The following is a 12,441-nucleotide window of genomic DNA, read 5'->3' on the forward strand; positions in this document are numbered from 1 at the left end:
ACGACGGACCAGGTGCTGGACCCAGGGGACCGGCCGCCGGTCATTTCGTGGCGGATCCGCCGGTCAGCGCGACGATCCGGTCGGTGAGGTCGGCGAGGCTGGACACGTCCCAGATCAGTGTGGGTTCGACGGCCACGCGCAGGGTGTCCTCGATCTCGCCGGCCAGCGCGAACGCGTAGACCGAGTCCAGCCCGTAGTCGGCCAGCGGCGCATGCGGGTCGACGGCGTCGGGCGTCTCGTCCAGGTAGTGCGCGACGCGGCCGACGAGCCAGGCGCGGATGCTGTCCGGGGTCAGTTCGACGGCGACGACGTGCTGCTCGGTCATGGGTGCCCTCCCTGTCCCGGTCGGTGCCGGGCGGTCAGATCGAAGAGTCCGCGGTCTCGGTGACGCTCCGCCGCGGCGGTGAAGAGCCGTTCCTCGACGTCCTCGCGCTCGGCGTCGGTGAGCACGGAGGCGCCGCCGAGCCGCCCGGCGAGCCGGTCCAGGACCCCGACCAGCTCGGTCTCGCCGAGCCGGGTGCCGCCCCGGTCCCACACGGCCAGCGCCGACGCCGCCGCGAGGAGGACCGAGTACCGGTCGGCGAGCGCGTACGCGGCCGGTGACGCGCCGATGGTGATGTCCCGCGGCGGCAGGGCAACGCAGGCGTCGCGCAGCGCGCCCAGCTCGGCGAGGAACCGTGCGGCGAACCGGCCCACCGGACCGCCGCCGGCCCGGTCGCCGATCGCGGCGAGCGTGCCCATGACAGGATCGCCGGTCGGGGCGCCCACGCTGAGCCGGTCCGGGTCCAGCGGCGGCAGCGCGCCCCCGGGCTCGAACAGCTCCGGCGCGCCGGGCGGGTCCCGCAACCAGGACCGGCGCGCGAGCCTCGGCAGGGACGGGAGCATCGCCGCCAGGCAGGCGGACCGCGAGATGTGGATGAAGGTGGCGGACGCGGCGTCCCGGGCCATCTTCTGGAAGATCGCGTACGGGCCCTGCCGCAGGTACCCCTGCGCGCCCAGGACCGACCGCAGGTCCTCGAACGCGTCGAGCGTCATCCGTGACGTCAGGTACTTGGCGGCCGGCGCGTACAGGGAGACCGCCGGGGACAGGTGCAGCGCCCGCAGCACGACCGCCGAGACCGCGTCGACGGCCAGCAGGTCGGCGTAGGCGCGGGCGATGACCGCACGGACGTACGGCAGATCGGCGGCGGTGGCGCCGTAGAGCCTGCGCCCGGCCGCGAAGCCGATCGCGGCCCGCAGCGCGGTGTCCAGCGGCCCCACCATGAACGACGGGATGATCGCCCGGGTGATCTGGAACGCCCGCATGGCCGACTCCAGGCCCGCGCCCTCACCGCCGAGGAGGGTGTCGTCCGGCACCGGGCAGTCGCGGAACTCCATGCCGCCCAGTTGCAGCCCGCGCAGCCCGGAGCTGCCGGAGCGCGGCAGATCGCACACGGCGGAGGCGGGCAGCGCGGCCCGGGAGACCAGGAACTGGCTGTGGCTGCGGCTGCCGGCGGCGTCGGCGGTCCGCGCGAACAGCACGAACGCCTCGGCGCGGCGCAGGTTCCCGACGACCTCCTTGCGCCCGGTCAGCAGCCACCGCCCGGTTCCGCGGCGGGCGGCGAACCCGGCGCCGGCGAGGTCGTTGCCGTGGTCGAGCTCGTGGAACGCGGCGGCGATCCGGCCGTTGGCCAGCAGCAGGTCGGCGGCGGTACGGCGCTGCTCGCCGGTGCCGGCCACCCACACGTTGACCCAGCCGATGAAGGAGCTGAAGCCGTACCCGGCGGCCAGGCACGGGTCGAGCCGCCAGAGGGTGCGCTGGACGTCGGCGAGGCGGTCGGCGCGGGTGAGGCGGCCCCCGTACGCCGCCGGGACGAACTCGGCGTTCAGGCCGTAGCGGTCCAGCAGCCGCTCCCCCTCGGCGAACGTCTCGGCGCGCTCGTCGGCGGCGAGCGCCGCGGCATGCCCGGCCGGGTTCGCCGGGTCCCACGCATCGCCGAGCAGCGCGTCGAGGTCCTCAACGCCCACCGGGGTCTCCGCCCTGCCCGGCCGGCACCGGCATGGGATCGCCGAACGGCGTCACCGGTGCGCCGGTCCGCGCGGCGTCGGCGACGACCCGGGCGAGCTGTTCGTCGGCGTACTCGTCGCCCTGCACCGGCTCGGGCCGCGGCAGGCGCAGGATCGTGGCCGTCCGGGACCGCAGGGCGCGCAGCGCCGCCCGGACCCACAGACCGTCCTCCCACAGCGGCTCGCCCCGGTGCTGTTCCTCGCCGGCGGCCCACAGGTGCAGGCAGGCCGCCCCGGCGAAGCCGAGCTCGTAGGCGGCGGCGAGTTCGTACGACACCATCGCCGGTCGCGCCGCGGGACGGACCCGGGCCATCCGGGTGTGCACCTCGCCGAGCTCGTCGCACAGGGCCCGCGCGTGCTCAGCCAGGCCCGCCGGTACACCGGCCGACGCGGTGACGGACGCGCTGATCGACGCGGCGAGGTCCGGCAGCGACTGCACTACGGAGCACCCGCGGCGGGACAGCAGCGTGAGCGCCGCGGGGTCCAGGGGACGCACGGGCCCGCCCGGCCGCACCGTCTCGCGCAGGCCGTCGGTGTCCGTGGCGCGCTCGGACCAGCCGCGGACCAGCCGCGGGAACTGCTGGATCAGGGCGGCCCGGTTCACCGGCGTGCTGCCGTCGAAGACCGCGACGACCTGGTGGTCGCGGCGCAGCTTCTGGAACGCGCCGTGCTCGTGGACGCCGGTCAGGAACGACCGCGCGCCGAGCAGCTCGGCCAGCTCCGCCAGCAGCGCGTCGACCAGGGTCGGGGCGAGGGCCTTCGCCACCGCGGAGACCACACTCATCTCCGGGGTGAGGCCGTGGATGCCGCGGCAGGCGGCGATCGTGGCCGCCTCCACGGCGGCGAGGTGCGCCGCGGCACGGCCGAGGACCGACGCGTGGTAGGGCCGCTCGATGAGCGGGTGGCGCTGGATCACCCGGCCCGCGACGAACCGGGCGGTGACCCGCAGCGCGTGCTCGCCGGCGCCGAGCGACAGCGACGCGCACATGGTCCGGGTGAGCTGGAGCGCCCGCAGGACGGTCTCGACGCCCGTGCCTTCCGCGCCGACCCGCGCGGACGCCGGGACGTCGGCGCCGGTGAACTCGATGCCGGAGATGTCGGCGCCGCGGATGCCGTGCGTCAGCACCTTCGGCAGCGCCCGCCACGATCCGGGCCGGGCGGTGGACTTGTCGAACACGAACAGGCTGTGGCCGCGGGCGCCGCGCTCGCCGGTGCGGGCCAGGACGGTCAGCAGGTCCGCCCGGGTGGCGTTGTTGACCGGCCATTTCACGCCGTCCAGGCGGTAGCCGCCGGGGTGCGGCACCGCGACGCAGGAGCCGTTGAGCAGGTCCGCCCCGTGGTCCGGCTCGGACAGCGCCCAGCCGACCGGGGCCGCGGCCAGGACGGCGGCGGCGACCGCGCGGGCCTGCTCCGGGTCGGCGGCGACCCACACGGGTGCGGCGCCGAGGTAGGTCTTGGCGTGCGCCACCGCGGCGGTCAGGTCGCGGCGCGCGACGACGCGGACCAGCCGCAGGAGCTCCTCATGGTTCTCCAGCCGTCCGCCGTGCCCGGCGGGCACGTAGTGGGCGGCGAGACCGGCCTCGTCGAGCCGGCCGCAGGCCTCGGCCGGGAACAGCTCGCCGGCGTCGGCCGCGGCGGCGGTGCGGCCCGCCTCGTCCGGGTCACCGAGCGCGTCCTCCAGGACGGTGCCCGCCGACCGGCCCCCCGCCGGTGGTGCGGTCATCACTGCGCATCGACCGGCAGAAGGCGCCGCACGTCAGGGTCGAGCCGGCTGTGCAGCAGCGGGACCCGCCCAGCGAGGAACTGCTCGCGGATCGCCTGCCGCTGGATCTTCCCGCTGGTGGTGCGGCGGACGGTGCCGCGGCGGACCAGCAGCACGTTGCGGACCGGGACGCCGAAGACGGTCGTGAGGTGCCTCACGACGTCCGCCGCCACGGCCGGCAGGTCCTGCTCCGGCGTGCGCGGATCGACCTCGTGGATGAGCACGACCCGCTCGTCCGGCGCCGCGACGCCGAAGGCGGCCCCGACGAACGCGGCGAGGGCCGGGTGCGCCTGCCGCGCCTGCTGCTCCAGGTCGTGCGGGAACAGGTTGCGGCCGCGGACCTTCACCATTTCCTTGAGCCGGCCGGTGATGAACAGCTCGCCGCCGCAGAGGGCGGCCAGGTCGCCGGTGCGCAGCCAGCCGGGCGCTTCGGCGGGCTCACCGTCGAGGCGGGCGCGGAAGATCTCCTCGCTGAGCGCCGGCTGGTTCCAGTAGCCGCGGCCGATGCTGTCGCCGCGCAGCCACAGCTCACCGATCTCGCCGTCCGGAAGGGCCCGGCGGGTCGCGGGGTCGACGATGCGGACCTCGTGCGCGCCGGGCGTGCCGACACCCACGATCTCCTTGCCCTCCCCGCCGGTGGTGCGAGTGAGCCGCGGCCGCTCCGCGGACTCGACGTCGCGCGGGTCGACGACGACCACGGTCGCGGCCTCGCCGCGCGGGTTGGACGACACGTACACCACGGACTCGGCCATGCCGTAGCCGGGCGTGAAGACCTCTGGCCGCAGCCCGGTCACGGCGAACCGCTTGGCGAACGCGGCGGCCGTCGGCACGTGGATCGGCTCCGAGCCGTTGATGAGCCGCTGCAGGTTCGACAGGTCGAGGCCGTCGAGGTGGTGGTCCTGGACGAGCCGCAGGCACAGGTCGAACGCGAAGTTCGGCGCGGCCGTCACGCTGGTGCGGAAGCGGGTCATCAGCCGGAACCACTCGACCGGCCGCTTGACGAACTCGCTGGGCGACATGAGCACGGTGTGGGAGCCGTACAGCAGCGCCACGGTCAGCTGCGCGAACAGCCCGAAGTCGTGGTGCAGCGGCATCCACGTGCCGAACGAGTCGCCGGGCCGCCCGATCCCGCCGTTGACGTGCAGGGAGAGGACGTTGGCCAGGACGTTGCCGTGGTCGAGCAGCACGCCCTTGGGCGATCCCGTCGACCCCGAGCTGTACTGCAGGACCGCGAGCGCATCGGACCGCAGGCCCAGCCGGAGCCCGGACGCGTCCGGCAGGTCGCCGGTCCCCGCGTCGCCGGGCTCCTCGACGGGGACGTGCGCGAGGCCGTGGGCGCCGAGCCGCTCCCCGATCGCCTCCCGGTCCCGGGCCGTGGCGAAGACCAGCCCCGGGGTGCAGTCGCCGACGATCACGGCGACCCGCTCGGCGGCGACGGACGAGCCGCCGAGCGGGGGTGCCGGGACGGCGACGAGCCCGGCGAGCATGCACGCCAGGTAGAGCTCGACGAACTCGGTGCCGGTCGGCAGCGAGATGATGACCCGTTCCCCCGGCGCCAGCCTGGACGCCAGGTGCTCGGCGCGCAGGCCGGCTCTGCGGGCGAGCTCGCCGTAGCTCAGGCCGGGGTGCTCCGTCTCGGCGGAGCCGCGGTAGATGGTGAGCGCGATCTCGTCGGGGTGTGCTGCGGCCCGGTCCATGAACGCGGCGCCCACGGTGCGGCGAAGATCGACACTCATGAACATACTCCCCGCTGGTAGGTACCGGGCCTCAGCTCTGCTGCGTCTCGAGCTTCTCGTTCTCCATCCGCTCCATGGCCTCGATGAGGCTCTTCGGACGCATGTCGGTCCAGCTCTTCTCGATGTACTCGAGGCACTCCTCGCGGCCGGCCTCGCCGAAGACCGTCTTCCAGCCCGCGGGGACGTTGGCGAAGACCGGCCACAGTGAGTGCTGTCCCTCGTCGTTGACCAGGACGAGGAAGGTGCCTTCGGGGTCGTCGAACGGGTTCATCACGCCGCCCTTTCTCAAAGGTGACTGGGGTCGGGACACGCCGGAACGCGGGCGCTCGGCCGAAGGGTTCCGTGCGGCCTCAGGAGAGTCGGCGCTCACCGCAGGTCGGCGAGCCGCGCGCCCCCGGTGGCACCGGAGGCGGACCTACTATGACCCGCACCGGCGATCCGATCAACGGTGTCCGGACGGCCCCGCTGACACGGTGTTCAACCGGCGGCGCAGCCGCAGTTGAACACCCCGGGTCGTGCCGTTCAGCGTTGCCCGCAAAGGATTTCCGCACGTCCTGGTCATCGCACGGTCCCGTCAGTAAGGTCTCGCCGTGCCAGGTGCGCGTGGTGGTGGAGACGTGGCCGACATGCCGTAGTGACAGCCGTCCCCCACAAGGAATCCGCAGCACTGACGACCATGTGGAGGACACTGATGAGTGACGCTGGCGAGCCGCGTTTCCTGCGATCCAACGCGATCCTGGAGCCGCTGGTCGACCGTTTCTACGCTTGGCTGCACACCGTCGCGCCGGTGCAGGGCTCCATGAACCTTGCCTCCCTGCAGGTGCCACTGCTCGAGTCGTACCTGGAGAACCCGCAGGTGCACATCGCCGCGGTGAACAACCCGGAGCTGCGCGGCGGATACTTCGTCGGCATCGAGGAGGCCCGCAAGGACGAGGTCGCCGATCTGCTCGCGGCGATCAAGCGCGACCGGGCCGACATGCTCGCGTTCGCCAAGGCCATCACCGACGGCGCGGACCTGGTGCGGGAGTCAGCCAACGGGTTCGACCTCACCCCGCTGTACCCGAAGCTGCCGACCATCCTCAACGGCCTGGTCGAGCTGGCCTACGACGCGGGAAACCAGGCGTCGCTGCACTTCCTCGAGCCGGTGGTCTACAAGAGTGCGCTGTTCGACGAGAAGCGCCAGTCGGTGCAGCTGTCGCTGGAGGACGGTGTCGAGCGGCCGTTCATCCTCGCCACGCCACGCCTGCCCGGGCCGAAGGTGCTGGACCTGGACCTGCCGTTCCGCCACCCGGGCCTGGAGGAGCTGGTGAAGGCGCGGGTGCACGCGACCACCGCCGGCCGGCTGCGCGAGGCCCTCGAGCTCGACGACACGCAGGCGCTGTGGCTGGACCGGCTGCTGGACACCAGGCCGAGCCTCAGCCCGGACCGGCACATCGAGGCCGGTGGCCGGGTCCGCTACTTCGGCCACGCCTGCCTGGTCATGCAGACCCCGCAGGCCGCGGTCGTCACCGACGCGTTCATCAGCGCCGACAACACCAAGGGCGACCGGTACACCCTGGACGACCTGCCCGACTTCATCGACCTGGTCCTCATCACCCACGGCCACCAGGACCACGTCGTGCTGGAGACCCTGCTGCAGCTGCGTGGGCGGCTCGGCGCGGTCGTCGTGCCCCGCTCCTCGAAGGGCAGCATCGTCGACCCGTCGCTGGGCGCGTACCTGCGCAGCATGAACCTGCCGGTCATCGAGGTCGACGAGTTCGACGAGGTGCCGTTCCCCGGCGGGAAGGTGACCGCGACGCCGTTCCTCGGTGAGCACTCCGACCTCGACATCCGCTCCAAGTCGACGTACTGGGTGGAACTGGCCGGCAAGAAGATCTTCGTCGGCGCGGACTCCTCCGGCATCGACCCGGTGCTCTACCGCCACATCCGCAACCACCTGGGCAAGGCCGACATGGCGTTCCTCGGCATGGAGTGCGACGGCGCCCCGCTGACCTGGCTCTACCAGGCGATCCTGACGGTCACGGTGTCGAAGAAGATGAGCAAGTCCCGCAAGCTGTCGGGCTCCAACGCCGAGCAGGCCGCCGCGATCATGACGGAGCTCGGCTCGGACGAGGCCTACATCTACGCCATGGGTGAGGAGAGCTGGCAGGGCCACGTCATGGCCACGTCGTACAACGAGGACACCTACCAGATGAAGCAGATCGAGGAGTTCCTCGGCTGGTGCGCCAACCAGGGCATCACCGCCGAGCACCTGTTCAACAAGCGCGAGTGGCGCTGGTCGTAACCGCGGCTTGACCGAGGCCGGCACCTTCCCGGGTGCCGGCCTCTTTGTTCGCTTCCCGGCCCACCGTTCAACTGACGCCACATCGCCAGTTGAACGCGGGGTTGGGGCCTGTTCCACCGAACCCGCGTCGCGGTTCACCGGCGCGCAGCTCCGCGGCCCGTACCGGGCTCTCACAAGGCAGGATGGTTCTCAATGGCAACAACGGTCGGCCCGCCGCCGGGCGCCGAGACGCATCCCGACGACGCTCCGGAGGACGTGGAGGAGCACCCCGCGGGCGCCGGGAGTGTCGCGCACCTGATGCACATGGACGACGAGATCACCCGGCAGCGGATCCGCCCCGGCACGTGGAAGCGGGTCATTCCTTACCTCATGGAGCGCAAGTGGGGGCTGGCCGCCCTGCTGACCACGACGGCGCTGCAGGCGGCGGTCGTCGCGGCCGGGCCGCTGCTGATCAAGACCCTCATCGACGACGGCATCCTGCGCCGCAGCACCGGCACCGTCATCGCGGTCGCCGCGGCGATCGCGGGGCTGGCCCTCTTCGGCGCCGTCATCTCGTTCCTGGAGGCCTGGTTCGCCGGCCGGGTCGGTCACGGCCTCGTCTACGACCTGCGCGTGCAGGTCTTCAACCACGTGCAGCGCCAGCCGCTGGTGTTCTTCACCCGCGCCCAGACCGGTGCGCTGGTCAGCCGGCTCAACGCCGACGTGATCGGCACCGAGCGGGCGGTGACCACGCTGCTGTCGCAGTCGCTGTCCATCGTCCTGACGCTGGTGTTCGTGCTCGCCTCGATGTTCTACCTGTCGTGGCAGGTCACGATCGCGGCGCTGCTGCTGATCCCGGTCTTCCTGTGGCCCGGCCGGGTCGTGGGTGGCCGGTTGCAGCGGCTGGCCCGCGAGGGCATGCAGCAGGACGCCGAGATCGGCTCGCTGATGAACGAGCGCTTCAACGTCGCCGGGGCGATGCTGAGCAAGCTGTACGGCCGGCCCCGGCGGGAGTCGCAGTCGTTCGCGAAGAAGGCGGCCCGGATGCGCGACATCGCCATCCTCGGCAACGCCTACGAGAGCCTGCTCGGCATCATCCTCGCCACGCTCACCGCGATCACCAGCGCGGTCGTCTACGGTGTCGGCGGTTCCCTGGTCATCGACGGCGTGCTGCAGATCGGCACCGTGGTGGCGCTGTTCGCGCTCATGACCCGCCTCTACGCCCCGATCATCCAGCTCAACTCGATCCAGCTGAACGTCCTGATGACGCTGGTGAGTTTCGACCGGATCTTCGAGGTCCTGGACCTGCGGCCGCTCATCGAGGACCGGCCCGGCGCCCAGCCGCTGCCCGGCGCCGCCGACGGTATCGCGCCGGACATCGAGTTCGTCGACGTCGAGTTCCGGTACCCGACGGCGGCGGAGGTCTCGCTGCCGTCGCTGGAGACCTTCTCGGTGAAGACGCCGGAGCGCGCGGACAACGCGACCGTCCTGCACGGCGTGAGCTTCCGCGCCCCGGCGGGGAAGATGACCGCGCTCGTCGGCCCGTCCGGCGCCGGCAAGAGCACCATCACCCAGCTGGTTCCCCGGCTGTACGACCCGGTGTCCGGGACGGTCCGCATCGGCGGGCACGACCTGCGGGACGTGACGCTGGAGTCGGTGAGCGAGCAGGTCGGTGTCGTCGCGCAGGACGCGCACATGTTCCACGACACCGTGCGGGCCAACCTGCTCTTCGCTGCGCCGAAGGCGTCGGAGCAGCAGATCGTGGAGGCGTGCCGGGCCGCGCAGATCTGGGACATGATCTCCGCGCTGCCCAACGGGCTCGACACGGTCGTCGGCGACCACGGGTACCGGATGTCCGGCGGCGAGAAGCAGCGGGTCGCCCTCGCGCGGCTGCTGCTGAAGTCCCCGCCAATCGTCGTGCTCGACGAGGCGACGGCGCACCTGGACTCCGAGTCCGAGGCGGCCATCCAGCAGGCACTGGAGACGACGCTCGCCGGCCGCACGTCGCTGGTCATCGCCCACCGCCTGTCCACGGTCCGCAACGCCGACCAGATCCTGGTCATCGACGGCGGGCGGATCCGCGAGCGCGGCACCCACGACGAGCTCATCGCCGCGGGCGGCCTTTACGCGGACCTGTACCGGACCCAGTTCGCACCCCAGCAGCGCAACGCGATGATCGCCTGACCCGTCCCGCACGACAGCGGTGCCCCCGGAGCTCCGGCTCCGGGGGCACTGTCGTTGCGCGGCAGGGGATCTGGACCGTCCACAGTGGATGTGCGGCGAGCGGCGGCGGCGTGAGCACATCGACACCGATGAGCATCATCGGCGGTATGCTGCCCGCGACCACCGGCACGCCGCAGGTCGACGCCGTCCGGTGCCGCAGGGCAGCGCCGGTTTGCGATCGGCGACGCGGCGGGCTGCGCACCGACCTTCCTCCACGCCGGTGTCTCCCGATCCCCCGTTCGGGAGACACCGGCCCATAACCGCCACGATCGACCTGTGGGTACCATCGGGGCGCGGGGCCGTCCCGGTATCCCAACCGGCAGAGGAACGGAGCTCAAACCTCCGACAGTGTGGGTTCGAATCCCACCCGGGGCACGCCCGGCAGGTGCTCGGTGCGCCGCGTTCTCCCGGTCCCGCGGCGGCGGGGGTTCAGGCCATATTGCGGGTGCGTTGCTCCAGATCGTCGGCGACCCGCTGCCATTCGGTCGCGCAGCGGCGGGCCACGTTGCTCAGCACATACGCCGCGTGCGGTGGCAACCCGTCACTGACCTCCTGCCACTCCTCCGGCACCAGCACCTTCGTCAACACCCAACGCAACAGGCGACGCCCCGAGTCAGTCAGCCGCAGCGACGGATCCGCCTTCAGCCCGTGCACCAGCGCGTCGATGCCGATCAGATCCACCGCGTCGCCCGGCGCACCCTCCCGGACCGCGCCACCCTGCCCCTGCCGGCGGACCCGGCTCGACGGCACCGGGCTGTCGCCACGCTCGATCCGCTGCCGGACGTCCCGCACCGTCGCCGCGGACAACCCGACACCCCGGGCGATCACCCGCAACGACGCCTCGGGATGCTTCTTGATGAACTCCGCCGCCCGCAGCCGGCCGTCGGCGCTGTCCAGCGGGCGCACCCGCCCGTCAAGTCCCGTACGGGCCTGCACGCCCTCCAGCTCGTCGACCTCGTCGCGCAGCCGGAGCCGAACGTTCGCCACCGAACGCGCACCCAGCCCCGCGGCGGTCGCAATCGCACGGTCCGACCACCCCGGATGCATCATCATGATGCGTTCGGCGGCACTGGTGCGATCCGACAACGACAACGGCCGGCCGTGTGTGATGTTGGCTTTCACGCCGAGGACGAACGCCTCCTGCTCGGAGCCGTCAAAGAACTGCACCTCGATATGCTCGTCATTGCGTAACTGCGCGGCGCGTAACCGGTGCATGCCGTCGATCACGCGCATGCTTTGCTGGTGCACCAGAATCGGCGGCAACTTCGTTTCTACATTGGCCAGCATCTGTACATGCTCGACGTCTTCACCATTGAGCCGTGGTGAGTCCGCCGGAAGCAACGACCCGATCGGGACGAACTGTGTCGGTGACGCACCACCGACCAACAGATCGAGGTGTTTGCCACCACCCGACTCGGTGCCCCGCAGCATCGGTCGCTCAGGTCTGGACATTTGCGCATTCGACTGTTCCAACACACTCTCCCCCGTGCACGCCCTGCCAAACTGGCCATGCATCTAGCACCGTATCCACCACATCCATGGTGTTGCATGGCTACATCGACAAAGCTGATATTGAGTTGCATCAGGCAGACCGGTCTGCTAGCCAACCCGACACACGCAGCTCGCCACGGACGGTTACGGCGGTTCCACATCGCGTCGGCGGCGTTGCCTTCGCGGCCCGCGGTGAACTGTTCAACTGTTCCGCCGACGCGGTTGAACACCACGCGGCGGCCCGGCCCTGGACCGGGATGCTGCATCCCGCACGCCGGCGGTGTCGCATCCGCCGGCCGGGTGCCGATCCGCCACAGCGCACGGAAGGCAGCAGGCCTGCGGCGTCCGGCCGGGGGCGAGCCCGACCGGACACCGCCGTCCGCCTGCTGGTCGGGCGCTGCGGGCAAATCCAGCATGGACTATCTGAAAGGCTCGCCCCACATGGACGAGCGGCGCTACCAGCCGGTGTCGGCCAGTCGCCCGGCATGACGGTCGACCGCACCCGCGGCCTGCTTCATGCTCTCGATCAGTGCGAGTGTGGCCTGGGCCGTCGGAAGGATCACCTGTCCGGTGACGGTCAACTTCGTGCCGGTGGAGTCACGGGTGAACAGTGTGGCTCCGAGCGTGGTCTCCAGGCGTTTGAGCTGATAGCTGAGTGCCGGCTGTGAGTATCCGAGCGCTTTGGCCGCCAGGTCCATGCGGCCTATCTGGGCGATTGAGGTGAAAGCTCGAAGTTCACGCTCGTGCATTCGTCGCCTCCCCGTGAGGATGACCCACCCCGTATAGAAGGCCATCGACCGGGCAACGATCGCGACAATCCAACACATTGTCAATGACCCTCAGGAACTTCAAAGCATCAAGTGCTCGTTTCGGGCAGATGGTGCGTAGGAGATGAATACGGTGTAATGCGGCGCCGGGCA

9 protein-coding genes and 1 tRNA gene are annotated in these 12,441 nt (G+C 71.5%); 3 read left to right on the top strand and 7 right to left on the bottom strand.

Translation table 11 applies throughout. The features are described 5' to 3' along the window. Nucleotides 1–40 precede the first annotated feature (40 nt). The 5 genes from AB0K00_RS37920 to AB0K00_RS37940 are packed head-to-tail and all read right to left on the bottom strand — an operon-like array spanning nucleotide 41 to nucleotide 5,815. Nucleotides 41–325, bottom strand: coding sequence for an acyl carrier protein (locus AB0K00_RS37920; RefSeq protein WP_363531034.1), 285 nt, complete (start codon nucleotides 323–325; stop codon nucleotides 41–43). Continuing rightward, nucleotides 322–2,007: an acyl-CoA dehydrogenase gene (locus AB0K00_RS37925; RefSeq protein ID WP_363531037.1), complete on the bottom strand. Its 1,686-nt coding sequence runs from the start codon at nucleotides 2,005–2,007 to the stop codon at nucleotides 322–324. Before AB0K00_RS37925 ends, AB0K00_RS37920 begins: the two co-directional genes overlap by 4 nt. Continuing rightward, entirely contained in the window at nucleotides 1,997–3,769 is a 1,773-nt protein-coding gene (locus AB0K00_RS37930; RefSeq protein ID WP_363531040.1) for an acyl-CoA dehydrogenase, read from the bottom strand. Before AB0K00_RS37930 ends, AB0K00_RS37925 begins: the two co-directional genes overlap by 11 nt. Then, on the bottom strand, nucleotides 3,769–5,544 hold the full coding sequence (locus AB0K00_RS37935) for a fatty acyl-AMP ligase (protein WP_363531043.1): 1,776 nt from the start codon (nucleotides 5,542–5,544) through the stop codon (nucleotides 3,769–3,771). Before AB0K00_RS37935 ends, AB0K00_RS37930 begins: the two co-directional genes overlap by 1 nt. A 31-nt stretch (nucleotides 5,545–5,575) precedes the next feature. Continuing rightward, nucleotides 5,576–5,815: an MbtH family protein gene (locus AB0K00_RS37940; RefSeq protein WP_363531046.1), complete on the bottom strand. Its 240-nt coding sequence runs from the start codon at nucleotides 5,813–5,815 to the stop codon at nucleotides 5,576–5,578. 420 nt (nucleotides 5,816–6,235) lie between these two features. Between AB0K00_RS37940 and AB0K00_RS37945 the strand changes: the two genes are divergently transcribed. The 3 genes from AB0K00_RS37945 (at nucleotide 6,236) to AB0K00_RS37955 (ending at nucleotide 10,405) form a co-directional block, all read left to right on the top strand. Next, nucleotides 6,236–7,828, top strand: coding sequence for an MBL fold metallo-hydrolase (locus AB0K00_RS37945; RefSeq protein WP_363531048.1), 1,593 nt, complete (start codon nucleotides 6,236–6,238; stop codon nucleotides 7,826–7,828). A gap of 192 nt (nucleotides 7,829–8,020) precedes the next feature. After that, on the top strand, nucleotides 8,021–9,991 hold the full coding sequence (locus tag AB0K00_RS37950; protein WP_363531051.1) for an ABC transporter ATP-binding protein: 1,971 nt from the start codon (nucleotides 8,021–8,023) through the stop codon (nucleotides 9,989–9,991). Between the two features lie 340 nt (nucleotides 9,992–10,331). Further along, nucleotides 10,332–10,405: transfer RNA gene (locus AB0K00_RS37955), tRNA-Leu, on the top strand. Between the two features lie 54 nt (nucleotides 10,406–10,459). Here the strand turns inward: AB0K00_RS37955 and AB0K00_RS37960 are convergent. Both AB0K00_RS37960 and AB0K00_RS37965 read right to left on the bottom strand, forming a co-directional pair. Further along, nucleotides 10,460–11,482: a ParB N-terminal domain-containing protein gene (locus tag AB0K00_RS37960; protein WP_363531054.1), complete on the bottom strand. Its 1,023-nt coding sequence runs from the start codon at nucleotides 11,480–11,482 to the stop codon at nucleotides 10,460–10,462. Nucleotides 11,483–11,976: 494 nt separating this feature from the next. After that, nucleotides 11,977–12,270 (bottom strand): LysR family transcriptional regulator, encoded by a 294-nt coding sequence (locus AB0K00_RS37965; RefSeq protein WP_363531056.1) that lies wholly within the window; start codon nucleotides 12,268–12,270, stop codon nucleotides 11,977–11,979. Nucleotides 12,271–12,441 lie beyond the last annotated feature (171 nt).

Source organism: Dactylosporangium sp. NPDC049525, assembly GCF_040676755.1.
In the GTDB taxonomy this organism is placed as follows: domain Bacteria; phylum Actinomycetota; class Actinomycetes; order Mycobacteriales; family Micromonosporaceae; genus Dactylosporangium.

Excerpts from the sequence above, each read along its gene's own strand:
- AB0K00_RS37930 (WP_363531040.1), bottom strand. The coding sequence starts at position 3,769 with ATGACCGCACCACCGGCGGGGGGCCGGTCGGCGGGCACCGTCCTGGAG.
- AB0K00_RS37960 (WP_363531054.1), bottom strand. The coding sequence starts at position 11,482 with ATGTCCAGACCTGAGCGACCGATGCTGCGGGGCACCGAGTCGGGTGGT.
- AB0K00_RS37965 (WP_363531056.1), bottom strand. The coding sequence starts at position 12,270 with ATGCACGAGCGTGAACTTCGAGCTTTCACCTCAATCGCCCAGATAGGC.
- AB0K00_RS37950 (WP_363531051.1), top strand. The coding sequence starts at position 8,021 with ATGGCAACAACGGTCGGCCCGCCGCCGGGCGCCGAGACGCATCCCGAC.
- AB0K00_RS37940 (WP_363531046.1), bottom strand. The coding sequence starts at position 5,815 with ATGAACCCGTTCGACGACCCCGAAGGCACCTTCCTCGTCCTGGTCAAC.
- AB0K00_RS37945 (WP_363531048.1), top strand. The coding sequence starts at position 6,236 with ATGAGTGACGCTGGCGAGCCGCGTTTCCTGCGATCCAACGCGATCCTG.
- AB0K00_RS37935 (WP_363531043.1), bottom strand. The coding sequence starts at position 5,544 with ATGAGTGTCGATCTTCGCCGCACCGTGGGCGCCGCGTTCATGGACCGG.
- AB0K00_RS37920 (WP_363531034.1), bottom strand. The coding sequence starts at position 325 with ATGACCGAGCAGCACGTCGTCGCCGTCGAACTGACCCCGGACAGCATC.